General features: G+C 68.0%; 18 protein-coding genes. 8 read left to right on the forward strand and 10 right to left on the reverse strand.

What is annotated here, in order from left to right; translation table 11 throughout:
- Positions 1 to 111: 111 nt before the first annotated feature.
- From AC1DYI_RS03245 to pyrF, 6 genes are all read right to left on the reverse strand, one after another.
- Positions 112 to 1554, reverse strand: coding sequence for a GGDEF domain-containing protein (locus AC1DYI_RS03245; RefSeq protein WP_477202631.1), 1443 nt, complete (start codon positions 1552 to 1554; stop codon positions 112 to 114).
- A 116-nt stretch (positions 1555 to 1670) separates the two neighbouring features.
- Positions 1671 to 3503 carry a DUF885 domain-containing protein gene (locus AC1DYI_RS03250; protein WP_477202632.1) on the reverse strand — a complete coding sequence of 611 codons (1833 nt, stop codon included), beginning with the start codon at positions 3501 to 3503 and terminating at the stop codon, positions 1671 to 1673.
- 102 nt (positions 3504 to 3605) lie between these two features.
- Positions 3606 to 4196, reverse strand: a complete 591-nt coding sequence (locus AC1DYI_RS03255) for an ATP-dependent Clp protease proteolytic subunit (RefSeq protein WP_477202633.1) — start codon at positions 4194 to 4196, stop codon at positions 3606 to 3608.
- A 102-nt stretch (positions 4197 to 4298) separates the two neighbouring features.
- Positions 4299 to 5174, reverse strand: coding sequence for a putative selenate ABC transporter substrate-binding protein (locus AC1DYI_RS03260; protein WP_477202661.1), 876 nt, complete (start codon positions 5172 to 5174; stop codon positions 4299 to 4301).
- A 92-nt stretch (positions 5175 to 5266) separates the two neighbouring features.
- Positions 5267 to 8152, reverse strand: coding sequence for a PAS domain-containing hybrid sensor histidine kinase/response regulator (locus AC1DYI_RS03265; RefSeq protein ID WP_477202634.1), 2886 nt, complete (start codon positions 8150 to 8152; stop codon positions 5267 to 5269).
- A gap of 91 nt (positions 8153 to 8243) precedes the next feature.
- The gene (pyrF, locus tag AC1DYI_RS03270) at positions 8244 to 9059 is read right to left on the reverse strand and encodes an orotidine-5'-phosphate decarboxylase (protein ID WP_477202635.1); all 816 of its coding nucleotides are present in this window, start codon (positions 9057 to 9059) and stop codon (positions 8244 to 8246) included.
- 51 nt (positions 9060 to 9110) lie between these two features.
- On the opposite strand from pyrF, the gene AC1DYI_RS03275 reads away from it, so the two are divergent.
- The 3 genes from AC1DYI_RS03275 to AC1DYI_RS03285 all read left to right on the forward strand — a co-directional run bounded on the left by AC1DYI_RS03275 (position 9111) and on the right by AC1DYI_RS03285 (position 13141).
- Positions 9111 to 9710, forward strand: coding sequence for an ECF-type sigma factor (locus AC1DYI_RS03275; RefSeq protein ID WP_477202636.1), 600 nt, complete (start codon positions 9111 to 9113; stop codon positions 9708 to 9710).
- 13 nt (positions 9711 to 9723) lie between these two features.
- Positions 9724 to 12774: a serine/threonine-protein kinase gene (locus AC1DYI_RS03280; protein ID WP_477202637.1), complete on the forward strand. Its 3051-nt coding sequence runs from the start codon at positions 9724 to 9726 to the stop codon at positions 12772 to 12774.
- Positions 12775 to 12937: 163 nt separating this feature from the next.
- Positions 12938 to 13141, forward strand: coding sequence for a hypothetical protein (locus AC1DYI_RS03285; RefSeq protein ID WP_477202638.1), 204 nt, complete (start codon positions 12938 to 12940; stop codon positions 13139 to 13141).
- Between the two features lie 10 nt (positions 13142 to 13151).
- On the opposite strand, the gene AC1DYI_RS03290 is transcribed toward AC1DYI_RS03285, so the two are convergent.
- The 3 genes from AC1DYI_RS03290 to purB all read right to left on the reverse strand — a co-directional run bounded on the left by AC1DYI_RS03290 (position 13152) and on the right by purB (position 16967).
- On the reverse strand, positions 13152 to 14222 hold the full coding sequence (locus AC1DYI_RS03290) for a M48 family metallopeptidase (protein ID WP_477202639.1): 1071 nt from the start codon (positions 14220 to 14222) through the stop codon (positions 13152 to 13154).
- Complete coding sequence (locus AC1DYI_RS03295; RefSeq protein ID WP_477202640.1) at positions 14219 to 15451, reverse strand: YjgN family protein; 1233 nt, start codon at positions 15449 to 15451, stop codon at positions 14219 to 14221. The genes AC1DYI_RS03290 and AC1DYI_RS03295 overlap by 4 nt, the downstream gene beginning before the upstream one ends.
- A gap of 133 nt (positions 15452 to 15584) precedes the next feature.
- A complete protein-coding gene (gene purB / locus AC1DYI_RS03300) occupies positions 15585 to 16967 on the reverse strand; it encodes an adenylosuccinate lyase (RefSeq protein ID WP_477202641.1) in 1383 nt (460 codons plus the stop codon).
- Positions 16968 to 17136: 169 nt separating this feature from the next.
- Between purB and AC1DYI_RS03305 the strand changes: the two genes are divergently transcribed.
- From AC1DYI_RS03305 to yiaA, 3 genes are all read left to right on the forward strand, one after another.
- Positions 17137 to 17754 (forward strand): glutathione S-transferase N-terminal domain-containing protein, encoded by a 618-nt coding sequence (locus tag AC1DYI_RS03305; protein ID WP_477202642.1) that lies wholly within the window; start codon positions 17137 to 17139, stop codon positions 17752 to 17754.
- 174 nt (positions 17755 to 17928) lie between these two features.
- The gene (locus AC1DYI_RS03310) at positions 17929 to 20421 is read left to right on the forward strand and encodes a calcium-binding protein (RefSeq protein WP_477202643.1); all 2493 of its coding nucleotides are present in this window, start codon (positions 17929 to 17931) and stop codon (positions 20419 to 20421) included.
- Positions 20422 to 20504: 83 nt separating this feature from the next.
- Positions 20505 to 20945 (forward strand): inner membrane protein YiaA, encoded by a 441-nt coding sequence (gene yiaA, locus AC1DYI_RS03315; RefSeq protein WP_477202662.1) that lies wholly within the window; start codon positions 20505 to 20507, stop codon positions 20943 to 20945.
- 6 nt (positions 20946 to 20951) lie between these two features.
- On the opposite strand, the gene AC1DYI_RS03320 is transcribed toward yiaA, so the two are convergent.
- Positions 20952 to 22595 (reverse strand): FMN-binding glutamate synthase family protein, encoded by a 1644-nt coding sequence (locus AC1DYI_RS03320; protein WP_477202644.1) that lies wholly within the window; start codon positions 22593 to 22595, stop codon positions 20952 to 20954.
- Between the two features lie 137 nt (positions 22596 to 22732).
- Between AC1DYI_RS03320 and AC1DYI_RS03325 the strand changes: the two genes are divergently transcribed.
- Positions 22733 to 25144, forward strand: coding sequence for a penicillin-binding protein 1A (locus AC1DYI_RS03325; protein WP_477202645.1), 2412 nt, complete (start codon positions 22733 to 22735; stop codon positions 25142 to 25144).
- A gap of 112 nt (positions 25145 to 25256) precedes the next feature.
- A complete protein-coding gene (locus AC1DYI_RS03330) occupies positions 25257 to 25907 on the forward strand; it encodes a thioredoxin fold domain-containing protein (RefSeq protein ID WP_477202646.1) in 651 nt (216 codons plus the stop codon).
- The last annotated feature ends 7 nt before the right edge of the window (positions 25908 to 25914 follow it).

Below are 25914 nucleotides of genomic sequence, written 5' to 3' on the forward strand. Positions count from 1 at the left end.
AATGGGGAGTTTGGTGCTCGCTGCGGCGCAGCAAAAGGCATGACCGCCAGGTGACAGGCGGGTGGTTCGGGCGGCTTGTTGTCGCCGTTGGTCGGCGCCGCGCGAGGGGGCTCAATCCACCGCGGCCAGGGCCTCGGGATGGCGGGTTGGGCGGGCGGGCGCTTGCGCCTTGTGCGCGCGATTGCGGCCGCCCATCTTGGCGGCATAGAGCGCCGCGTCGGCGAGCAGGATCAGGCTCTGCGCGTCCGGACCAGCCTCGGCCTCGGTGGCGCTGGCGGGCCGGATGCAGGCCACGCCGATGCTGACCGTGACGCGGGTGGTGGTCGGCGATTGCGCATGCGGGATGTCGAGCTGGCAGACGGCCTGGCAGATCTGCTGCGCCATCGCTGCCGCCGCTTCCTCGTTCAGCTCGGGCAGCAGGATGGCGAACTCCTCGCCGCCGTAGCGCGCCGCCACTTCGCCCGAACGCTTGGCTGCGCCCGCCAGCGCGGTGGCCAGCTGGCGCAGACAGTCGTCGCCTGCCACATGGCCGTAGAAGTCGTTGAACGCCTTGAAGTGGTCGACGTCGATCATCAGCAGCGCGAGCGGGGCCCGGTTGCGCTGTGACCGCCGCCACTCGCTCTCCAACGCCTCGTCGAAAGCGCGGCGGTTGGCGATGCCGGTCAGCGCATCGGCGCCGTTCAGGCTCTGCAGTTCGGTGGCGGCCTGCAGCAAGCGGGCATAGAGCCAGCCGTTCTCCACCAGCAGCACCAGCAGCACCAGGCTGGCGGCCATCAGGCCATACACCCGGCCGGCGTAAAAGCCCAGGTCGAAGCGCCCGCCGTTGAAGACGGCCGACAAGGCGATGTCGCAGAGCCACGCGCACATCACGACGCTCAGCCACAGGTCCAGTACCGAATGCCGGCGCCGCCGCCACAGCGCGACCAGCGCCGCCAGGCTCAGCAGCCACACGGTCGTGACGACGCCGATCATCGCGGGCGTGTAGTGGTTGCCGGCCATGATGGCGGGCAGCAGCGTGCGGGCCTCGGTGGTGGTCAGCAAGATCAGCGCTGCTGCCACCGCCGCCACGGCCGCCGCCGCGGCCGCCAGCGCGCGCTGGGTGCTGCTGCCGACCTTGCCCTCCCAGCGGGTGTAGGCGATCCCGCAAAGCGGGAAGCCGCTGTGCCAGAACATGTACAGCCACGCCGTGGTCTGCTTGTCGCCGCCGATCAGGCCGCCGTCGGCATACAGCCCGGGGAAGCTGAGCATGTGCGCGGTGGCCATCAAGCCCGAGAACAGGTAGCCGCACACCAGCACCCGCACCGCCTTCGAGCGACTGACCAGGAACTGGCCGATCAGCAGCGCGGCGGTCATCAGGTCGTTGACGATCAGCGCCGATTCGTAGGTCGGAATGAAAGCCCAGACAGGCGCGAGCGGCGTCTTGGCGAAAGGCACCAGGGCGACGAACACGAGCGCCGACACCAGCATGACCCCGCGCGCCAGCCGCCGCTCGGTGGCGCTCGCGGGCAGCTCAGACAGGAAACTCGGCCCCAGAACGGTGGAGAGACTGGCCAACTTCACTCGCTCCCACCCCCTCGCGCCCATGCCGGGTCACGCGGGGTCGCTTGTCAGCGGTTCCTCTCCCTGGTTGAGCGAAGTATGCGCAAAATCGGTGGCGCGAGAAATGAGCGTTACAACCGGCTCTTGATCCAGCCGTCGACCTGCTCGTCGAGGATCGCCAGCGGCAGCGCGCCGCCGCGCAGCACCACGTCATGGAAGGCCTTCTCGGCCTCGGCGTCCCACTTCGCGCCGAGCGCCTTCTGCGCCCTTTCGCGCGCCGCGCGGATGCTCAGCATGCCGACCTTGTAGGCGCAGGCCTGGCCCGGGTCGACGATGTAGCGCTCGATCTCGGCCACCACCTCGCCCTCGGGCATGCCCGTCTTGGCGACCATGTAGTCGATCGCCTGCTGGCGCGTCCAGCGCTTGGCGTGGATGCCGGTGTCGACCACCAGCCGCACCGCGCGGAACATCTCGGCCTGCAGCCGGCCGAGGTCGCTGAACGGATCGTCCTTGTAGACGCCCAGCTCGGTGCCCAGCCACTCGGCGTACAGCGCCCAGCCCTCCATGTAGGCGGTGAACGGCAGCACCTTGCGGAAGGTCGGGCCGCCCTGCTGCTCTTGCGACAGCGCGATCTGGAAGTGGTGGCCCGGCACACCTTCGTGGATCGACAAGGTGCGCATGCCGAACTTGGGCAGCGAGCCCATGTCGCGCAGGTTGGCGTAGAACACGCCGGGGCGGGTGCCGTCCATCGCCGGGGATTGGTAGTAGGCGCCCGGTGCGGTCTTCTCTTTGAACTCGGGCACGCGTTGCACCTCGATCGGCGCCTTCGGCGTCATGCCGACCACCGCGCGCGAGCGCTGCAGCTGGTCCTCGATCATCTTGCTGTAGGCGGCCAGGGCCTGCTTGCGGCCTTCGTCGTCGTTCGGGTAGAGGAACTGCGGGTCCTTCGCCAACCGGCCCAGCGCCTGCGCCGGGGTCTCGCCCTCGCGCTGCTGTCCTTGCGCAGCAAGGATGGTCTTCATCTCGGCCTCGATGCGCGCGATCTCGGACAGGCCCAGCTCATGCACCTGCTGCGGTGTCATGTTGCTGGTGGTCTCGTGCCGCACACGGTAGGCGTAATAGGCATCGCCGTCGGGCAGCTTCCAGACGCCGTCGTCGGTGGTGGCTCGCGGCAGTTGACCCTCGAAGAAGGTGATCAGCTTTTGGTAAGCCGGCCGCACGACCTGGTCGACCAGTTCGGGGCAGCGCGCTTTCAGGGCCGGCTTGTCCGCCGGGGTGACATCGGTGAGCGCCTCGACCTTGGTAGAGAAGTTGACGCACAGCGGGTTCTCGGCCGCCGGCTTGCTGGCGAAGCCGCGCATCTCGGTCAGCACGCGTTCGATCACGAAACGCGGCGGCACGATGCCCTTCTGCTCACGCAGCACCAGGCCGTCATGCACCTGGTCGAACTTGCGACCGATCTCGCCCAGCCGCGCCAGGTAATCGTCGGCGCCGCGCCTGTCGGCGATGCGGTGCTGGTTGATCAGGAAGTCCGGCGTCTGGCTCTGCACGCCGAACAGCTGGTTGACCGGGTAGTTGTGGAGCCGGAACCGTTCGCCCTCGAGCTGGCTCTCGATGAACCAGACCAGCACGCGGGTCGACAGCCGCTGCGCTTCGGTCTGGCGGCCGGGGTCATAGGCCTTCAGGTCGGCCAGGTTCTGGTGCCACTGCGCGAAGTCGCGCTCGGCCTTGGCTTCCGACTCATCGTTCAGGTGCGCGTTGTGGCGCCGGTAGCCGAACTGCTCGGCGATGCCCATCATCGTCAGCAGCTCGGGGTTGTCGAGCATGAAGCTGACGAACACCTTCTCGTAGAAGTGGTTCAGGCTGAAGGGCCGGAACCAGACCAGGTTGACGACGAAGATCGTGGCGAGCAGCAGCGCGGCGGCGAACAGACCGCCGAGCGTGCGGAAGATGGTTTTGCGCATGGGGGCGCAGCTTAGCGGAGCCCGTGCTCCGCCGTGGTCGTTGCGACGAAGCCTTGTAGGCCCGTCGCGAGGTCTTGCAGCGCGCGACCGATCAACGCCCGATCAGCGGCGCAGGTCGGCCTGGCGCTCGATGACGCGGCCGACCAGGCCGTACTCGATCGCCTCTTCGGCGGACATCCAGCGGTCACGCTCGATGTCGGTCAGCACACGTTCCAGCGGCTGCCCGGTCTCGCGCGCGATGACCACGGCAATGCGTTCGCGCGCCTTCACGATCTCGCGGGCCTGGATGGCGATGTCGGTGGCCTGGCCGCCGGCGCCGCCGCTGGGCTGGTGGATCAGGAAGCGTGTCTGCGGCAGGCAGAAGCGGCGCTCGCGCGGTACCGACAGATAGACGTGGGTGGCCGCGCTGCCGACCCAGCCGGTGCCGATCACGTTGACCGGCGCCTCGATGTAGCGGATCACGTCGTGGATCGTGTCGCCGGACTCCAGGTGGCCGCCGGGCGAAGACACCAGCAGGGTGATCGGCTCGCTGGATTCGGCGGACAGTGCGATCAGGCGTCGCACCGTGTCCTGGGCGGTGACATCGGTGATGCTGCCGAACAGCAGCACCGTGCGCGACTTGAAGGCCTTCTCTTCGAGGAAGCTGGTGCGCGGGTCGGCGAGCGGGGTCGGGGCGTTGGGGGTGGTTTCCATCGGCTTGGTGTCCATGCGGGAAGCGAAGACGGGCGAGGCTACCACTTGGTCAAGCTGTCATGCGCCAGTGGCTCGGTGACCCCACCGTGCGTGCGGCCGTGCTCACTTCAGCAGGCCGGCGCTTTCTGCCGCGGCGCGGATGCCGCTGTAGTTCTCGGGCGCGGTCGGCAGGAAGCGTGTCGCGCGCTGCAGCGCCAGGATCTCCTTGTGCGCCGGGTTGGCCGGGTCCAGCGTCAGGAAGGCCTTGAGCAGCTTCTCGCGCAACCCGGCTGGCATGTCGGCGTGCACGCTCCAGTTGTAGTCGTAGTACGGCGGCGTGGTGAAGAACACCTTGACCTGGCTGGTGTCGACCTTCTTGTCGGCAACGAACTTCTCCCACACCGAGATGTTCAGCGCACCCGCGTCGACCTTGCCTGAGGCGACCGCGGCGATCGTCGCGTCGTGCGCGCCGGAGAACGCAATGCGCTTGAAGTCCGCTTCCGGGTTCAACCCCACATCGAGCAGATAGTGACGCGGCATCAGGTGGCCTGACGTGCTGGAGGCCGAGCCGAAGCTGAGCGTGTGGCCCTTCAGGTCGGCCAGCTGCTTGATGCCGCTGCCGGCGTCGGTGATGAAGACCGAGCGGAATTTCGCGTCTTCTTCGCGCTGCACCAGCGGGATCACCTTGCCGCCCGAGCGCACGCTGGCCTGCACGAAGGTGAAGCCACCGAACCAGGCCAGGTCGACCTTGCGGTTGACCAGCGTTTCGACCGCGGCGGCGTAGTCGGTCACCGGCGTCCACTCGACCTTCATGCCCAACTGCGCTTCCAGGTACTGGCCAAGTGGCGCGAACTTGCGCGCCAGTTCGGTCGGCGCTTCATCGGGGATCGCGGTGACGCGCAGCACGGCCTGGGCCGCGGCACCTGGGCCGACCAGCGTCGCCATCAGGGCGACGGTGCCGAGCAGCAGCTGCCGGCGCGTGGCGTGAAGTGGGCGCATCCAAGTCGTCACGGCAAGCTCCTGAGAACCAAGGTGGCCGGATTGTGGCGGCAGCGCGCCGCTGGTGCGCGCCTTGGGTACCCGCGACAGGCTCAGGCGCTGTCGCGCATGCGCAGCGCACGCACCAGCGTGTTGCGCAACCGAGCCGCATCGATCGGCTTGGTCAGGAAGTCGTTCATGCCGGCGGCCAGCGCCTGGTCGCGCTCGGACACCAGCGCCGCGGCCGTCAACGCGATGACAGGCAGGCGATTGGCCGGGTGACGCAGCCGCAGCAGGCGGGTCGCTTCATGGCCGCTCATGCCGGGCATCTGCACGTCCATCAACACCATGTCGAAAGGTCTGCCGCGGGCCTGCGCGTTGTCCACTGCCTCGATCGCTTCCTGGCCGTCGCCGGCCTGCGAGACCTCGACGCCCCACTGCTCCAGCAAGGCGACCGCGATCATCATGTTGACCGCGTTGTCCTCGACCATCAACACGCGCGAGCCGCTGATCGGGTCGGCACCAAAACCGCTGGAGACCGAATCCAGCGCTTCGTTGTCGCCCGCTGGCAGCGGCAGCTCGGCCCAGAAGCAGCTGCCCTGGCCCGGCACGCTGACCACGCCGACCTCGCCGCCCATCTGCTGGGCCAGCTGGCGGCAGATCGACAGGCCCAGGCCGGTGCCGCCGACGCGCCGCGTGCGCGACACATCGGCCTGTGAGAACGGGCGGAACAGCAGCGCCTGCTGCGCTTCGTCGATGCCGGGGCCGGTGTCGGTGACTTCGAAGCGCAGCCGGTGCGCCCGCGACCACAGCACCGACAGCCGGATGCCACCGCTCTCGGTGAACTTCAGCGCGTTGTTCAGGAAGTTGCTGAGGATCTGCCGCACCCGCACCGGGTCGCCGATCACCACCGGCGGCAGGTCGTCTTCCAGATCGACCGACATCTCCAGGCCCTTGGTGTCGGCCAGCGAGCCGTAGGCCTGGTGCACCCTGCGCAGCAGCCCGTGCAGGTCGAACGGGACCTGGTCGATGTGCATCTTGCCGGCCTCGATCTTCGACAGGTCGAGGATGTCGGAGAGGATGCCGGACAGCGTTTCGGCCGAGTCGCTGATCTGCTCGATGTACTGGCGCCGGCGCGATTCGTCGACTCCCGGCTGCCGTGCCAGGCGCGCCAGCCCGAGCAAGGCATTCAACGGCGTGCGGATCTCGTGGCTGGTGTTGGCGAGGAAGGCGCTTTTCGCGCGGCTGGCCGCTTCGGCGTCGTCGCGGGCCTTGGCCAGCGCCTGCTCGACCTGGCGCTTCTCGGTCACGTCTTCGGCCAGCCAGATGGTGCCGCCGCGGCCCGGGCCGGTGCCGGCCAGCGACTTGGCCAGCAAGCGGCAGAAGAACACGCTGCCGTCGCGCCGCATCATCGGCCGCTCGATCTCGATCTGTTCGCCGCGCGACAAGGCCGGCCCGACCTCGCGGCCCACTGCCTGGTGGTCGGCCGGCGTCGGCCAGACCACGCTGCCGTGCTGACCGACGATCAGCCCCGGCGGCCAGCCGAACATCAGCTCGAAGCGCGGGTTGACGAGGATGAACTGCTGGTCGCGCGTCAGCGCGATGCCCATCAACGCGTTGTCGAGGATCGCCTCGCGTTCGAGCTGCGCCTGCTCGGCGGCGGTGATGTCGCGTGCATTGATCACCAGGTAGTCACGCCCGTCCATCGCGAACACCGCGGCCGACAGCAGCATCGTCAGCAGCCGGCCATCGCGTGTGCGCATGCCGGCGGCGAAGTTCTGCACCGCGCCGTGTTCCTTCAGCGCGGCGACCAGGCGGCGACGGTCGTCGTGGTCGACCCACAGGCCGAACTCGACCGAGGTCCGGCCCAGCACCTCGCCGGCCGGCCAGCCGGTGATGCGCTCGAAGGCCGGGTTGACCATCGTGTAGCGGCCGGTGGCCAGCTCGGTCAGCGTGATCAGGTCGGGGCTGGTCGCCACCAAGTGCGACAGGAAGGCCTCGGAGCGCTTGACCGCCTGCTCGGACTCGCGGCGTTCGGTCTCGTCGGTGTAGATCGACAGCGTCGCGCGGCCATCGTCCACGTCCACCGGTGCGCTGCTGACCTGCACGATCAGCGGCTTGCCCCCCATCGGCAAGATGCGGTATTCGCTCGCCGGCAGCGTCTGCCCGAGCGTCAGGCCCTCGACCTGGCGCAACCGGGCGAGCGCGCGTTCGCGGTCTTCGCCTTCGACATAACGCTCCAGCAGGTTGCCACCCAGCATCGAGTGCAGGTCCTGGTGGCCGAACAGCGCAACCGCAGCCGGGTTCGCGTCCAGCACGATGCCTTCGCGGTGCAGCACCAGCGGCTGCGGGATGCGGCGGAACAGGTCGTGGAAGCGTGTCTCGGTGGCCTTCAGTGCGTCGCGGGTGTGCACTTCGGCACGGCGGTCGCGCAGCAGCACCCAATGGCCGACGAAGCGGCCCAGCACGTCGAAGCGCGGCACGCCGCACAGGCTCAAGGGGCGCAGGCCGCCGCGGCCGTCGGCCCAGTCGAGCTCGATCTCGGGCCAGGCCTCGCGGGCCTGCACCGCGCGGCGCAGGCGTTTGGCCACCTCGGGTGCCAGCTGGGCCTGGGTCATGTCCCACAGCGCTTGGCCGACGTGCGGCGGATCGGCACCGAACAGCGAGTGCTCGCCATGCGAGGTCGATTCGAGCACCTGGCCGCGATCGTCCAGTTCGATGTAGGCGTGGGCGGTGACGTCGAGCCAGGCCGCGAGGTGCTTGTTGGCGCTGGCCGCGGCGGCGCCGCTGACTGACACGGCCCGCCACAGCGGCCAGGCGGCGGCGCCCAGCGCCAGCAGCGCCGTGCCGGCCATCGCGGTGGCCCGCGCGACGGGACCCCAATGGCTGGGCAGCGCCCAGGCCACGCCGCCGATGGCTGCAGCAGCCAGACCAGCGCCGATCAGGAAGCGCTGGCGGGCGGTCGATGCGAACCCCGTCGGGGAATGCCTGCCAGCCACGGGTACTGCGGAGTGGTGAAAGTGAGAGACGGTCGAGTGTCCGCCGAAACCGGAGAGGCCCGTGATGGGGCTTCCCTCGGGAAAGCCGGATTCAGCCGCGGGCGGCATCCAGCTCGCGCCGGGTCGCATCCGCCACCGCGCGGGCGCGGCTGGCGAAGTCCTCGCCGCTGCCGGCATACAGCACGGCTCGCGACGAGTTGACGATGATCGGCGCGTCCGGCCGCCAGGCGGCCTTCACCGTCTCGGCGGCGTCGCCACCTTGCGCGCCGACACCTGGGATCAGCAGTGGCAGCGTCGGTGCCAGCTCGCGCACCCGGGCCAGCTCGCGCGGGAAGGTGGCGCCGACGACCAGGCCGAGCCGGCCATCGCGGTTCCACGCGCCGGCGGCGAGCTTGGCGACGTGTTCGTACAGGTGATCGCCGTTGGCCAGCTTCTGGGCCTGCAGGTCGCTGCCCCCGGGGTTCGACGTGCGGCACAGCAGGATCAGGCCCTTGCCGTCGTACTTCAGGTAGGGCTCGATCGAGTCCTGGCCCATGAAGGGCGACAAGGTCACCGCGTCGGCCTGGTAACGCTCGAAGGCCTCGCGCGCGTACTGCGTGGCGGTCGGGCCGATGTCACCGCGCTTGGCGTCGAGGATCACCGGCACGTCGGGGGCGACGCGGCGGATGTAGGCCATCAGCTGCTCGAGCTGGTCTTCGGCGCGGTGGGCGGCGAAGTAGGCAATCTGCGGCTTGAAGGCGCAGACCAGGTCCTTGGTCGCGTCGACGATGCGGGCGCAGAAATCGTGGATCCGGCTGGCGTCGCCTTGCCACGGGGCCGGAAATTTCGCYGGGTCCGGGTCGAGCCCGACGCACAGCAGCGACTGGTGGCGGGCGGTGGCCTCAGCCAGCATCTTAGGGAAGTGCATGTCCCGCATTTTAGGGAGACGGCCGAAGCCGACCCTGACTATGCTCGGCCGGTGACTGACGCATCCGTGATCGAAGACCCACCACTGACCGAGTGGATCCAGCGCGCCGCCCAGGGCGAGCCGGGGGCGTTCGACCGCGTTTTCACACGCCTGTACCCCGAGCTTCGCCGCATTGCCCATGCACGGCTGTTCGCCGCCGGCACCGGTGGCGCCTCGATGTCGACGACCGAGCTGGTGCACGAAAGTTTTCTGCGCTTCGTTCGTGCGCCGGGGCTGGCCTTGGCCGATCGGCGGCACTTCTTCACCTATGCCGCGACGGTGATGCGCCATGTCGTGGTCGACCTCGTGCGTGAGCACTGGGCGCAACGCCGAGGGGGTGGCGCAGCCCATGTGCCATTGGATGACCTGTTGCCGGCCGACGAGCCGCTGGTCGGTGGTGACGCGGGCAGCGACGAACTCGTGCTGCGCATCCACGACGCGTTGGCCGAACTGGAGCAGCTGGACCCGGCGCTCGCGCGCATCGTCGAGATGCAGTACTTCGCCGGCTACAGCCAGCTCGAGATCGCTGGCTTGATCGATGCGTCCGAGCGCACCGTGCGCCGGCAGTGGGACAAGGCGCGCGCCTTCCTGCTCGATCGGCTGCGCGCCTGAGGCGCAGGCAGCCATGACCACGCTGGCCACGCCCGATGACACCGTGCCCGCGCGGCAGCGCTGGGCGCGCGTCAGCGCGTTGTTCGATGAAGCGCTGGACTTGGCCGCCGAGGCGCGCGGCGAGTGGCTGGCCGCGTTGATGCAACGTGAGCCGGCGATGGCGCGCGAGCTCGCGCGGCTGCTGCAGGCCCATGCGACGCGCGGCGGCGACGATCCGCTGGCGCGCCTGCCATCGCTCGGCCCGCAGCCGGCCGAAGCCGCTACGCCATTCGAGGCCGGTCGTGGCCTGCAAGCCGGCCAATGCGTCGGCCCCTGGCGGCTCACCGCGCCGCTGGGTGCCGGCGGCATGGCGGTGGTCTGGCGCGCCGAGCGGGCCGATGGCGCCTACGTCCGCCAGGTGGCGCTGAAGCTGCCGCAGCGCCTGCCCTGGCGTGGTGACCTGGCCGCCCGGCTGGCACGTGAGCGCGACATCCTCGCGCGGCTCGAACACCCGCATATCGCGCGGCTGTACGACGCCGGCGTCGACCAGGGCTTGCCGTGGTTGGCGATGGAGCTGATCGACGATGCCCAGCCGCTGACCGACTGGTGCGATGCACGCTCGCTCGGCCTGCGCGCGCGGGTCCGGCTGTACCTGCAGGTGCTGGATGCGGTGGCTCATGCGCATGCGGCGCTGGTGCTGCACCGCGACCTGAAACCCAGCAACATCCTGGTCACCGGCCGCGGCCAGGTCAAGCTGCTCGACTTCGGCATCGCCAAGCTGCTGGACGAAGAGCAAGGCCGCACCGCCGACACCCAGCTGACGCAGTTCTGCGGTCGCCTGCTGACGCCTGACTACGCCAGCCCCGAGCAACTGCGCGGCGAGCCATTGACCACCGCCAGCGATGTCTATGCGCTGGGCGTGCTGCTCTACGAGCTGCTGTGTGGTGAACGCCCGTACCGTCTGAAGCAAGCCAGCCCGGCCCAGCGCGAAACCGCGGTGCTCGAAGCGCCGGCCACGCGGCCCAGCGCCAAGCCACTGGCGCCGGCCGCACAGGCGCGCGGGTTGACGCCGCGCCGGCTGGCGCGCGCGCTGCGCGGTGAGCTGGACGCGATCGTGCTGGCCTCTCTGCGCAAGTCACCCACCGAGYGCACCGCCAGCGTGGCCGCACTGCACGAAGACCTGCAGCGCTGGCTGGACGGGCTGCCGGTGCGGGCCCGGCCCGACTCACGCTGGATCCGGCTGCGCAGCTTTGTGCGTCGGCACCGCACGGCAGTCGTGATGGGCACGCTGCTGGTTGGCACCTTGGTGGCGACCACCGCGGTGTCAGTGCGCCAGGGGCTGATCGCCGAACGCGAAGCGCAGCGCGCGGCGGCCACGCGCGATTTCCTRCTGGCGCTGTACAAGCCGGTGTCCTGGCTCGACGCCAACCCGGCGCGCAGCGCGAAGGTCAGCGCGCGCGAATTGCTCGACCTGTCGGCCCAGCGTCTGCGCGAACACCCGCTGGCCGACCCGGAGGTGCAGCGCGACGTGCTGGCGACCTTGGCCGATCTGTACGGCGACGTCGATGACGACCAACACCAGCGTGAAGTGACAGCCGAGTTGGCCGGCTTCACCGCCCGCGCCTTCGGCGAGCGTTCGTCCGAGCACTTCGATGCGCTGGTGCGGCAAAGCCTGGCTGCTGGCAGCAGCGACCAGGCCGAGGCCCGGCGCCTGCTCGACCAGGCCGCGCTGCAGCTGACCCAGGTGCCGCGCACGGCGTTAGGCCCCTTGGCCCGCTACTGGCTGGCACGCGGCAACCTGAGTGAAGACAGCGACCCGGCGGCGGCCGAACACGCCTTTGGCGAGGCGATCCGCCTGCTGCAAGGTCAGCCGGGCCAGGCGCCCTACTTCAGCCGCGCGTTGATCGGCCTGGCACGCGTGCGCTGGATGAGCCAGAACCGCTTGGCCGATGCGCGTGCGTTGTACGAGCAGGCCCTGGCGGTGCTGCGCGCCGACCCGGCCACGCCGGCGTTTGCGTTGACCAAGCCGCAGGCCGAACTGGCCGATGTGCTGTCGCGCCTGGGCGAATTGCCGGCCGCGCGGGCCTTGTACGAAGAAGCCCATGCGCGCAGCCGCGATGGCCTGGGCCCGGCCCATGTCGACAGCCTGCAGACGGGGTTGCGGCTGGCCCGCGCACAGCGCGACACCGGCCAGCCGCAACAGGCGCTGGCGCTGTTGGTGCCGCTGCGTGACACGCTGGTCGGGGCCAGCGGCTTGGCCGAGGCCTATACGCTGCCGTCGATCGACCGCGAGCTCGCCGAAGCGCATACGGTGCTGGGCCTGTGGGACGAGGCCACACAGGATTACGACAACGCGCTGGCGGGGCTGGCGCGCCGCGCCAAGCTGCCGGTGGCCACCGGCACCGACACCAGCGCGATCTGGTGGGCCGGGCTGGCGGCCCTGCGCGCCGAAGCCGGTGACCCCGCGGGCGCACAGGCTGCCTTGCTGCAGGCGCGGCGCGTGCCCGACGCGGTGGCGCAGGTGCCCCGGGTGCAGCGGGCGCTGGCGCGCACCGAGGCGATCTTCGCGGTGATGGGGCTGGCCGCGCAGCCGCAAGCCCGCACCGCAGCCGATGCCAAGTTGGCCGCCTGGCAGGTTCAGGAAGAGCAGCAGGTCGCCAGCGCTCACCGGGTGGTGCAGGTGCGTTCCGCCGCCCAGCTGGCACTGTGGCGGGCTCGCGCTGCCTTGTGGGCCGGCCAGCCTGCGCAAGCTGCCGCCGCAGCGCAGGCTGGGCTGGCGGGAATCGACGACGAGGTGCTGGTGCGTGTCGGCCGCATTGAACAGGGCCAGCTGCAGGCGGTCTGGGCCGAGGCTCTGCTGGACTCATCCAAAGACTCAGGCCCGGCCTGTCGGCTGGCCGCCCAGGCCGTTGCGAGTTTGGCGATGAGCGTGCCGACGGCACCCGAGGCCTGGCTGGCCGGCCGGCTCGACGCGCGCTGCCGAGGTCAGGCTCCGCCGACCGCCGGCGCGGCGGACGGCCGCCTGCTGGCCGTGCCCGCGTGGCGCCAACGCGACCAGGCGATCGCCCGCGCACTGACCCGTTGATCGCACCGCCCCGGTGCGTTTTCGTGCGCCAGGTCACGCAGATTGACGTATTTGTGTAACAGCTGACAGCTAGTGTCCGGTTTGACGGCGGGATTGCGTATGTGTGGGTATGGCCGTTCTGAATGAACGGGCCACCTCACCCACCACCCTGACCGGATTCCAGATGCGAAACCTTCTGCAAGACAAGCCCCGCCGTTTGGTGGCGTGGCTGACCTGGTCGCCGCTGCTGATGCTGGGCGGCTCGGTGATCGCCTCGGTCGTGCTGATCAGCGCCGGCATGGCCATGATGTCGCCCGAAGCTGATGCTTCGTCGAACGGGGACTTGACGGCGGCCCGCCCGCTGCCGCTGGTGGTCGCCGCCCGCTGAGCGGCTGCGGTCAGCGCGCCGAATCGGCGTCGCGGAAGGCGCGGGTGCGCTCGGCGTCGGCCGGGTGGTCGGCGACCGCGATCGGCAGCTCGGTGAGGTCGCCGTGGCCCTGGCGTTGGCGCCAATCGGACAGCCGATCGAACAGCACCACCATCTGGCTGGGCCGCACGCCATTGGCGCGCAGCACCACGATCGCTTCCTGGTCGGCCTCGCGCTCGAAATCGCGCGCATAGGCCTGCTGGCCCAGCACTGCCGGCACCGTGGCCAGCACGCTGGAAAAGTCCCCCACCACCAGACCTGCCAGGCCGGCCAGCAGACCGGCCTGCACGACCGTGCGCATGCCGTGGCGGTGCCGCACATGGCCCAGCTCATGGGCCAGCACGCCGGTGGTCACATCGGGCGCATCGGCCAGCAACACGGCCAGCTCGTCGGTCAACACCATCTGCCCGCCCGGCAGTGCGAACGCGTTGGGGCCGATCTTCATCCGGCCGGCGCTGCGGAAGTTCAGCGTGTAGGCGGGCCGCTCAGCCGCCGGGTAGGCTCGCTCGACCGCAGCTGCGAACGCGCGACGGATCGCCGCTTGTTGGTCGGCGCTGAGCTGGCTCGGGTTCAGGCCTTCGCGATCGAATGAGGCCAACGCCTGCTCGCCGATGGATTGGTCGACCGAGGCCGGGATGGCCGCCACCACCGCGCGCCCGGCCCAAGGCACACCCCACTGCCAGAACGCCGCGGCCAGCAGCACGCAGGCCAGCAGTGCCCACAGCACGCCACGCCAGCTCTGCATCCAGCGCACCACCCACGGGTCGCGCAGGCCTTGCGCGCGAGCCCAGGCGTCCCAGCCGGCACCGTCGCCATGGCTGATCAGGCCATGCTGCGGCAGGTACATCAGCCGAGCACCATGGCGTTGCCGCTCAGGCCAGCGCAGCTGGCGCCGCGGCACACGGCGGCTGAGCCCGGGGCCTTCGATCAGCAGGTCGCCGCCGTCGATGCGCAGCGTGACGGCCTGGGCGATCGGGCGCTGGCCATCGAAATACTCGGTGGCCAGCGGCGGCGTGAAGGTGGAGGTGTCGGGTGCGTTCACAGGCCCATGTCGATGCCGAAGAAGTCGCCGGCGGCGTCTCCGGTGGCGTCATTCTGGCCGTTGGCGGCGTGGGCCTGCCATTGCGACAGGTCGCCGTCGAGGTCAATGCTGATCGCAGACAGGCGCAGGCGCGCGATGGCGATTGCGGCAAACGGCCAGTACAGACCCAGCGTGATGATCACCAGGAACAGGTTCTTCAGCGTCAAGGAACCGAGCGGCCAAAGCTTCAGCTCGCTGTGGCAACGCAGTGCTTGCGAACGCGTGTGGCCCCAGACCAGGTTCTGCAGCCGCGACTGTGCGAACGGCAGCATCAGCGCGAAGTAGATCGCATACATGCCGAGCGACCCCAGGATCATGAGCGGCACCGCCCAGGGCGCCGGCGCGCTGCCCTTTGAGCTGCCCGCGAATGCGGTGGCCATGAGCACCGCGAAGAAGATGCCAGCCACGATCATTGCCACCAGCGACACGCCGAACACCTTCAGCGCGAAGGTATAGAAGCGGCCGGTGCCGGCGTCCAGCTGTGTTTGCTCACTGGCATAGCGGTAGTGGCCATGCTGGTAACGCTTGACCCAAGACAGCGACAAGGGCAGCACCAGCAGCATCGCGACGAAGGACAGGCCGAGCAGCGACATCAGCCACGGCGGCGGTGCGATCGGCGCGGCGCCCTCGGCGTCCGGCCGGGGCATCAGCATCCCCGCGAGGATCAGGCCGAGCCAAGGCAGGAACGCGGGCAGCATGGCACCGTACGCACCGCCAAGGCTGCCGTGGAAGCCGAACCGCAGGCCGCGCCAGCTGGTGTTGGCGAGGCGAAACTGCAGCGAAGCGCGCCACAGTGCCGGCCACAACAGCGCAAAGCAGACGAAGGCCACGCCCGCAGCGATCGGTGAGAAACGGCCTGACGCGAAATAAACCACCCCGAACAGCACCATCAGCAGGTAGCCGCGCAGCATCTTCCACGGGTCGCCATGAAAGCCCAGTGGCTGACCGCCGACGAGCGTGTTGCCGTGGAAGTAGGCCAGCCGGCGCGCCTTGGCGAACGGCCGGTACAGGCTCAGCGTGACGATGCTCAGCAGCAGGTTGACCAGCCAGATGCGGAAGTATTCGCTGCCCGAACCGGTGAACTCGACGTTCAGGCGTTGCGGGCCGGTGGTAGGCAGGTCCAGCGTGCTGGGTTGCGTGGCGGCGAACGCGTCTGGCCCGCCGTTGTGCTCGGCGTTTTGGTCGTGCATGGGTACCTCCCTCGGTGCGCACATTTTTTGGTGCGCCGAGTGTAGGCATGCAGCGATCAGCCGTCCTCAGCGTTTTGATCAGTTTCGCGGCGTGGGCCGCGAAGGATCACCGCATTGAGCGCGTGCCGATGGCTTAGCCGATGCGCTGCGCCAGCGTGGCGGCCAGGCCGGTGTAGTCAGCCGGCGTCATGGCCAGCAGGCGGGCTTTCTCTTCGGCCGGCAATTTCAACGCCGGGTCGTTGATGAAGCCTTGCATCAGCTCGCGCGTCATCGGCTTGCCACGGGTGAAGGCCTTCAACTGTTCGTAAGGCTGCGGCACGCCATGGCGGCGCATCACCGTCTGGATCGCCTCAGCCAGCACTTCCCAGGCACCGTCCAGGTCAGCGGCCAGTGCCTCGGTGTTCAGCTCCAGCTTGTCCAGCCCGCGCGACAGCGAGTCGTAGCCCAGCACGGCGTAGCCCAGTGCCACACCCATGTTGCGCAGCACGGTCGAGTCGGTCAGGTCACGCTGCCAGCGGCTGATCGGCAGCTTTTGCGACAGGTGCGTCAGCAGCGCGTTGGCCAGGCCGAAGTTGCCTTCGGCGTTCTCGAAGTCGATCGGGTTGACCTTGTGCGGCATCGCCGAAGAACCGACCTCGCCTTCTTTCAGGCGCTGCTTGAAGAAGCCGAGCGAGATGTAGCCCCAGACATCGCGCGACCAGTCGATCAGGATGGTGTTGGTGCGCGTGACCGCATCGAACAGCTCGGCCATGTAGTCGTGCGGCTCGATCTGGATCGTGTACGGGTTGAAGACCAGGCCCAGACGCTGCTCGACGACTTGGCGCGAGAAGGCTTCCCAGTCCTTGGTCGGGTAAGCGACCAAGTGCGCGTTGTAGTTGCCCACCGCGCCGTTCATCTTGGCCAGCAATTTCACGTCGGCGATGCGGGCGCGGGCCGTCTGCAGTCGCGCCACCACGTTGGCGATCTCCTTGCCGACCGTGGTTGGGCTGGCCGTTTGCCCATGCGTGCGCGACAGCATCGGCACCGCGGCAAAGGCTTTCGCCATCTCGGTCAGCTTGGTGACGATCTTGTCGAGGGCCGGCAGCACCACGTCGGTGCGGGCAGCCTTGAGCATCAGTGCGTGGCTGGTGTTGTTGATGTCTTCGCTGGTGCAGGCGAAATGCACGAATTCGGACGCAGCCTTCAACTCGGCCTGGTTTTCCAGCCGCGATTTCAGCCAGTATTCGACCGCCTTCACATCGTGGTTGGTGGTCTTTTCGATGTCCTTGATGGCCGCTGCGTCGGCTTCCGAGAAACGCACCACCAGGCCTCGCAACAGGCCACGCGCCGCTTCAGAAAAAGGCGCGAAACCTTCCAGGCCCGCATCTGACAAGGCGATGAACCATTCCACTTCCACCTGCACGCGACGGTGCATCAGCCCGAATTCGGACAGCAGCGGGCGCAGCGGCGCCACTTTGGATGCGTAGCGGCCATCGAGCGGAGACAGGGCCATCAGGGTCGAGAGAGGGTTCGGCATGGCCATATCTATCTCCGGCAAGTCCTTTGAATCTTTGTGGCGCGGCGCACATGGGGGGYGCCGCAATCGAAGCAGTCCGTCATTTTAGGGGGGCGCCCCGGCCGACGAAGCCCCATGGCGCAGGGGGTGCTTCGATAGAATCGTTGACCAAGGGAAGTCCACACAGCTCATGAAACTGATCGGCTCTTACACCAGCCCCTATGTGCGCAAGGTCCGCATCGTGCTGGCCGAAAAGAAGCTCGACTACCAGTTCGCGCTGGAAGACGTCTGGGCCAGCGAGACCATCCTCGCGGCCAACCCGCTCGGCAAGGTGCCTTGCCTAGTGATGGAGGGCGGCGAGGCTGTCTTCGACTCGCGTGTCATCGTCGAATACGTCGACACCCTGTCGCCGGTCGGCAAGCTGATCCCCGCCAGCGGCCGCGAACGCGTCGAAGTGCGCACCTGGGAAGCGCTGGCCGACGGCCTGCTCGACGCCAGCATCCTGGCCCGGCTCGAGATGCACTGGACCGGCCGCACCGAAGCCCAACGCAGCCAAGCCTGGGCCGATCGCCAGATGATGCGCGTCGACGCCGCACTGAAGGCCATGAGCCGCGGCCTGGCCGACAAGCCGCACTGCACCGGCATCCACTTCACGCTGGCCGACATCGCCGTCGGCTGCGCGCTGGGCTACCTCGACTTCCGCTACCCCGCCATCGACTGGCGCGCCGAGCACGCCAACCTGCACAAGCTCTACGACAAGCTGGCCGCCCGGCCGAGCTTCGTCGATACGGTGCCGCCGGCGGCTTGATGCTTCTGCCGCTTCATGGGCGCAGCGCGCTGGCATGAGCAGCCGCCTAGCCCGTCGGATAGGCCCTCGCGCTTGGCAACGCGTCGACGCTGAACATAGTGTGGGCATCCCTCTGGTGGGGCTGTGGCGAGGACGGTTGCTCGCGTAGACTGGGCTGGCAATTAACACAGGACAGTGGCGCGCGATGCCACGCCGTTGCCAAATGGGGGAGCAGCCATGAAAAGGTATTTGTCCGACCTGGAGTCCTCTTTGTCGTCCGATGACTTCTTGGCCAGGCCGACGGTTGCTTCACAAGCACCGCTGAGCAACGGTGATGACACGTTGATCGGCACCGATGGCGACGACAGGCTTTGGGGCGGAGCGGGCAACGACCTGATCGACGGTCGCGCCGGCAACGACACGATCGAAGGTGCCGGTGGATTCGATGACGACACTTACCTGTTCGGGCATGGCGACGGGCACGACACGATCACGCGTGGCACGACGTTCGAGCCCGAATACAACATGCTGAAATTCAAGCCCGGCGTGACGCCGTCGGACTTGGTCTTCACCCGTGTCTGGCGCACCTACACCGACGATGGCGGCAACCCGCAGTCCGAATACGTCGACCTGCGCATCACGCTGGCCTCGACAGGCGATTCGGTTTTGATCGAAGACTTTTCCCGCGGCGACAACCCGTTTGCCAACGGCAATCCGTTGAGCGCTATCAGCTTCGATGACGGCACGACGTGGGACCTGACAGCCATCTGCGCCAAGATCGGCCAAGGAACCTCGGGGGACGATCTGCTCATTGGCTTCGGCTTCGCAGCAGAGACCCTGCTGGGCTTTGCCGGCAACGACACCCTGATCGGCAATGGCACAGACACCTTGCTGGGTGGAGACGGTGACGACGATTTGAGCGGCGAGGCCGTCCGTTTGGACGGCGGCAATGGCAACGACAACCTGCAGGGTGTGGACGGTGCGACCTTGCTAGGCGGCGGCGGCAACGACACCTTGTACGGTGGATCCAACTTGCAGGGAGGGAGCGGCAACGACTTCCTGTCTGCCGATGCTGCGTCGCTCGATGGTGGCGCGGGAAGTGACCGCCTGATCGGGACCGAGCGTTCGGTGCTGATGGGCGGCGATGGGGACGACGAACTCTCGGCCGCGTCGGGCGGCACATCGGCTGCTCACGCCAGCCTGCGAGGCGGAACTGGCAACGACAAGCTTCAAGGCAGCCTGTACACCGAGGTTCGATTCGATCGGGGCGATGGCCATGACGGCTACAGCGGCTTTAGCAATGTGGACGGTGAAGCCACGTCGGCCGACCGCGCAACGCTGCATCTGGGCTCGGGCATTGCCGTTGCCGATGTGCACCTCACGCTGGCAGGCAACACCCTCCAGCTGGGTCTCGGTGCGGGCGATGGCGTGGATCTGGTCGATTACTTTGCCGATGCTGGCAGCGTGAAGCGTGGCCCGGATGCGGTCATCTCCGTCGGCACCGTGGCCTTCAGCAGCGGCGAAAACCAGGATGTGCGCAATTGGCTTATCAACGGCACCAACAGCGCCAACACATTGGTCGGAACCGCCGGTGACGACTTGATTGCTGGCTATGTCGGCAATGACAAGCTCGATGGCGGGCAGGGCCATGACGGGCTGCATGGCGGTGTTGGCGATGATTCGTTGACGGGCGGTGACGGCAACGACACCTTGGTCGGCTACATCGGCAAGGACACGCTGGTGGGCGGCCTAGGCGACGATGCCTACTACCTCGATGACTCCGATGCATTGGTCAACGAGGCCGCCGGGGCCGGTGTCGATACGGTGATCTACGGACCGGTGAAGTACACACCGGTCACCGAGTACACCCTGCGCGACAACTTCGAGAACCTGACCCTGCTCGAGGGCTCGGCGGCGCTGGTGGGGAACGGCAATGGATTGGCGAATCAGCTCACCGGCAACCAACTGGACAACACCTTGAATGGCTATGCCGGCGTTGACACCTTGATCGGTGGCGACGGCAACGACAAGCTAGACGGTGGATCTGGTGCAGACAACATGCAAGGCAATGCCGGCGACGACATTTTCTTCGTCGACGATGCGCTGGACCTGACGGCCGAGTTGCTGGGAAATGGGGTCGACACGGTGGTCACGGGACTGAACTGGGTGCTGGCGACCAACGTCGAAAACCTGCAGTTGACCGGCACCACTGCTGTCAAAGGCACAGGCAATTCGCTGGCCAACACGTTGACCGGAAGTGACAGTGCCAACACCCTGCTGGGCCTGGACGGCAACGACATCCTTGATGGCGGCCTGGGCAGCGATCGTCTGGAAGGTGGCAAAGGTGGTGACACCTACCTGTTCGCCAAGGGCGACGGCAAGGACACCGTGGTCGAGAAGGACGCCACCGCTGGCGTGCGAGACGTGGCCGATTTCGGCGAGCTGACCCATGGGGAAGTGAAGTTCGTGCATGTGGGTGACAACCTTGAAGCCCGCATCATCGGGACGCATGACAAGCTGGTGTTCAAGGACTGGTACCTCGGCTCCAAGTACCAGGTCGAAGATTTTGTGTTTGCCGACGGCACCTGGACTGGCGACCAGGTGGCACCCGCCTTGGCAGGATGGGCGCTGTACCACCATTCGACACCCGGCTTGATTGACACCGGCCTGCACGACGTATTCATGTGATCGGCCTGGGGCCTTCAGCGCAACATCGGCGTTCGTGGCCCCCGTGAGGTGGCCTGGCCTCAAGAAGGAGACAGACAATGCGAATGCGCACCCCCACCATTCAGCGCCCGACCGGCGCCTTCATCGGCGCCTCATGGGCCGCGTTGTTCGTCGGCGCGGCGACCTACCTCTTCGGCTTGTGGAACGCCAACATGGCGCTCAACGAGAAGGGCTACTACTTCACCTTGCTGATGTACGGCCTGTTCTCGGCCGTGTCGCTGCAGAAGTCGGTGCGCGATCGCCTCGAAGGCATCCCGGTGACCGGCATCTACTTTGGGCTGTGCTGGTTCTCGCTGGGCTTGTCCGTTGCGCTGCTGGCCATCGGCCTGTGGAACGCGACGCTGAGCGCCAGCGAAAAAGGCTTCTACGCGATGGGCTTCTTGATGAGCCTGTTCGCGGCGGTGGCGGTGCAGAAAAACGTGCGGGATGTGGCACTGCTGGCCGGTGCGGGGCAAGACGACGCCGACACCGTCAGTCCTTCCTGAACGTGCTTAAGCGGTCGCCGGCGTGAACGCGCCGGCACGCGCCATCGGCCAATAGATCCCAAACACCGCATGCGGCCAAGCCACCTCGCCGCGTTCAGCGGCGAGCAACTCTCCCGGCTTCAAAAAGCTCAGGTGATGGGCCAGCAGCCGCACCTGATCGCCAGCGATGCGGCGAACGATGTGGTTGGCGCTGATGTCGCGCGGGTGGGTCAGGCCGGCAGCCTGCACCAGCTCTTGCAGCGCGTGCATCGTGTTCTGGTGAAAACGCCAGACGCGGTCGGTCTTGCCGCGCACGACCAGGGCGCGCTGGCGGATCGGGTCTTGCGTCGTCACGCCGGTCGGGCATTCGCCGGTGTGGCAGCTCTGGGCCTGGATGCAGCCGAGTGCGAACATGAAGCCGCGGGCCGAGTTGCACCAGTCGGCACCGAGCGCCATTGCGCGGGCGATGTCGAAGGCGCTGACGATGCGGCCGGCGGCGCCGATCTTGACCTTGTCGCGCAGGTTCAGCCCCACCAGCGTGTTGTGGACCAGCAGCAGGCCTTCCTGCATCGGCGCACCGACATGGTCGGTGAACTCCAGCGGTGCCGCGCCGGTGCCGCCTTCGGCGCCGTCGACGACGATGAAGTCCGGCGTGATGCCTGTCTCGACCATCGCCTTGGCCAGCGCGAACCATTCCCACGGGTGGCCGATGCACAGCTTGAAGCCGGTCGGCTTGCCGCCTGACAGCGTGCGCAGCTTGTCGATGAACTGCAGCATGCCGATCGGCGTCGAGAACGCACTGTGCGACGACGGTGAGATGCAGTCGACGCCCTCGGCCACGCCGCGTGCGGCCGCGATCTCGGCCGTCACCTTCGGCCCGGGCAGCACACCGCCGTGGCCAGGCTTGGCGCCTTGCGACAGCTTCAGCTCGATCAGCTTGACCTGCGGTGCCGTGGCATTGGCCGCGAAGCGTTCTTCGCTGAATGAGCCGTCGTCGTTGCGGCAGCCGAAGTAGCCCGAGCCGATCTCCCACACCAGGTCGCCGCCATGCTCGCGGTGGTAGCGGCTGATCGAGCCCTCGCCGGTGTCGTGCATGAAGCCGCCCTTCTTTGCGCCGGCGTTCAGCGACATGATTGCGTTGGCGCTCAGGGCGCCGAAGCTCATCGCCGAGATGTTGAACACGCTCGCGCTGTAGGGCTGGACTCGGCCTTCGCCGATCGTGACGCGGAAATCATGGCCGGGCAGCGTGGTTGGCTGCAGCGAATGGTTGATCCACTCGTAGCCTTCCTTGTGCACGTCCAACTGGGTGCCGAACGGGCGTTTGTCGGAGTCACCCTTGGCACGCTGGTAAACCAGGCTGCGTTGCTGGCGCGAGAACGGCGCGGCTTCGTTGTCGCTCTCGATGAAGTACTGGCGGATCTCGGGCCGCACGAACTCGAGCAGGTAACGCAAGTGCCCAATCACGGGGTAGTTGCGCAGCACGGCCCGTGGTGTTTGCCGCAGATCGCGCAGACCGATCACCACACCCAGCCCGCCGATCAGCGCGGCGGCCTTCCATTGGCCGAAGCCGACCCAGGCGAAGGCACCGAGCAACAGCATCAGAGTGCAGCCCAGCAGCACCAGGTAGCGGATCGGGACATGGCGGTTCAGCGCGATCAACCAGGCGGGCATGCGGCGGCCTTTTCTTGCAACAGCGCGTGGTGCGCTGCGCGCATGCTAAGCGCAAGCCTGGGCGAGGCAGGCCAGAAAGGACCAGCCGCCGCCGGCCGGCGCGGCTGCCGTTGCGGCTGTTGATAATCACCCGCACGATGCCCCAACCTTATTTCCGCCGGCGGTGYACGCCAGCTTCCTGGCGCCARCAGCGCGGCGCGTTTCGCTGGCCAGAGTGGGCCGATTGGCGCGGTGGCCGCAACTGGCGGGCCTGGGCCCTGCTCGGTGGCGGCACGCTGACCGGCGCCGCGTTGATATTGGGTGTGGCGATTGCGCTGGTGCTGCCCAGCCTGCCGGCGCTGGACCGGGTCACCGACTACCAGCCGCGCCAACCCTTGACTGTGTTGACGCGCGACGGCGTCGAGATCGCGCAGTTCGGGGCCGAGCGACGGATCTACCTGCCGATTGCGCAGATTCCGAAGCGAATGCAAGACGCCGTGGTCGCGATCGAGGACACCCGATTTCGCGACCACAGCGGCATCGACTGGCGCGGCGTCGCGCGAGCCGCGGTGGCCAACCTGCGGGGTCGGCGCGAAGGCGCCTCGACCATCACGCAGCAGGTGGCGCGCAACTTCTTTCTGTCGCAGCGCCGCACCTTCGAGCGCAAGTTCAAGGAGGCGCTTCTGGCGACGCGCATCGAGCGCCAGCTCAGCAAGGACGACATCCTCGAGCTGTACCTGAACCAGATCTACCTCGGCCACCGGGCCTATGGTTTTGGCGCGGCGTCGCGCACCTACTTCGGCAAGCCGCTCGATGCCTTGTCGATTGCCGAGGTGGCGATGCTGGCGGGCCTGCCGCAGAACCCGAACGGCGCCAACCCCATCACCAATTTCAGCGCCGCCCAGAATCGCCAGCGCCAGGTGCTGGGCCGCATGCGCGACCTGGGCCAGATCACCGAGGACGAGTGGAAAGCCGCGCGCGACGAAAAGCTGCAGATTCGTTCGCAGGTGACGGTGGAAGTGCACGCTGAGCATGTGGCCGAGATGGCGCGCCGTGCGGTGGTCGAGCGCTTCGGCGAGCAGGCCTACACGCGTGGCTACAAGGTCGTGACCTCGCTGGTCGCCGCCGAGCAGCAGGCTGCCTGGGCCGGCGTGCGACGCAGTCTGTTGGAGCACGAACGCCGCCAGGCCTGGCGCGGGCCCGAGGACAACGAAGACCTGCCCGATGAGGACGGCGGTGCCGACGAGGAACGTGCGGCCGCTCAGGCGCTGAAAGACCACCGCGACGACGAAGAGCTGCGCGTGGCCATCGTGTTGCACGCGGCGCCGAAAGAACTGCAGTTGCAGCTGGTCAGTGGCGAGCGGATCAAGCTCGGCGGTGAAGGTCTGCGCTGGGCGCTGCCGGCGTTGTCGCCAAAGGCCAAGGCTTCGCTGGCGATCAAGCGCGGTGCGATCGTGCGGGTGCAGGAGCGCGAGAAGACGGGCTGGGCGATTGCGCAGTGGCCGGCGGCCGAAGCGGCATTCGTCGCGATGGAGCCCACCAATGGCCGCGTCCGCGCGCTGGTCGGTGGCTTCGATTTCGCGCGCCAGCCGTTCAACCACGTGACGCAGGCCTGGCGCCAGCCCGGCTCAAGCTTCAAGCCCTTTCTATATTCGGCCGCGCTGGAGCATGGCGTGATGCCGGCCACCGTGATCAACGACGCCGAACTGGCGCTGCCCGACGGCACCGGCCCGACGGGCTGGCGGCCGCAGAACTCCGATGGCAAGTTCGACGGCCCGCTGACACTGCGCCAAGCGCTGGCCCGCTCGAAGAACGCTGTCAGCATCCGCGTGCTGCAGCACATCGGCGTCGACACCACGCGCGCCTGGGCTGCGAACTTCGGGCTCGACCCCGACAAGCAGCCCGACAACCTGACGCTGGCGCTGGGTGCCGGCAGCACGACACCGCTGCAGCTGGCCGGGGCCTACGCGATGCTGGCCAACGGCGGCTGGCATGTCACGCCACAGGTCATCGATCGCATCACCGACGCCGATGGCAAGTTGGTCTACGAAGCTCCGTCCGCGCCGGCGCTGGAAGAAGACAGCCGCGTGCTGCCGGCGCGCAACCTCTTTGTCACCCGCCGCCTGTTGCACGAGGTGGTGACCAGCGGCACTGCGGCGCGAGCTCACGCCGCCTTGCCGCGCGACGACATCTACGGCAAGACAGGCACGACGAACGACGCTGTCGACGCCTGGTTCGCTGGCTTCCAGCCGGGCGTGGTCGGCATCGCCTGGGTCGGCTACGACGAGCCGAAGAGCCTGGGCAGCCGCGAGTCCGGCGGCGGCCTGGCGCTGCCGATCTGGCTGGACTACATGCGCGTGGCGCTGGCCCGCGTGCCGGTGGTGGCCGACCCGGCGCCCGAGGGTGTGACGCAGCGCGACGGCGAGTGGGTCTACAGCGAATGGGCCGAAGGTGGTGCGGTCGAACGCATCGGGTTCGAGGCCGAGGAGCCGCCGGCGGCGGCGTCGGCGGTGCCTGCGCCGGCCCCCGCGCAGGCGGCCTCGAGCGCGATGCCGGTGTTCAACCCCTGAAGGCCATGGAACCAATCCGGCCCGACTGGCGTCTGTTGCTTCAGGGACATGAGCCTGCCAAGGTTCATGCCAAGACACACCGACACCCTTCACCCCCACCAGTCCACTTGCCATGCAACGACGCCTTTTTGCCCTGACCGCGCTGGCTTCGCTGATCGGGTTGAGTGCCTGCCAGAAGCAGGCCGACACGACGGCCCCATCGGCGACGTCTTCTCCCGCTTCAGCCGGCGCGCCCACCACTGTGCCCGCTGCAGCCGGCGGCACCGAGAGCCCTGCTGCTGCGGCGGTCAGTACCGCGCAAGACGCCTACGTGCTGGCGGCGACAGGCAATGGCTTCAGCACCGGCCCGATCATGTCGTCGCACACGGTCTATGTGTTCTTCGACACCACCTGCCCGCACTGCGCGCACCTGTGGCAGAACGCGCAGACGGTGGCCGGGCAACTGAAGGTGGTCTGGATCCCAGTGGCCTTCTTGCGCCCGCAGTCGCTGCCGCAGGGCGCCACCATCCTGTCCGCCGCCGATCCGATCGCCGCGATGAACGAGAACGAGGCCAGCGTGGCCAACCATGGCAACGGCATCACTGCGGCGACCTCGCTCGACGACGAGGTCGTCGCGAAGGTCAGGGCCAACACCTCGATGTTCAAGCAGCTCAACTCGGACAGCGTGCCGCTGATCGTCTACCGCAACGGCAAGACCGGCGAAGTCGGCCAGCATGCCGGCGCTGTCACCGGCCCCGAGCTGTTGGCACTCGTGGGGCTCTGATCGGCAG

The sequence above is a fragment of the Ideonella sp. P3_A4 genome (assembly GCF_056403075.1).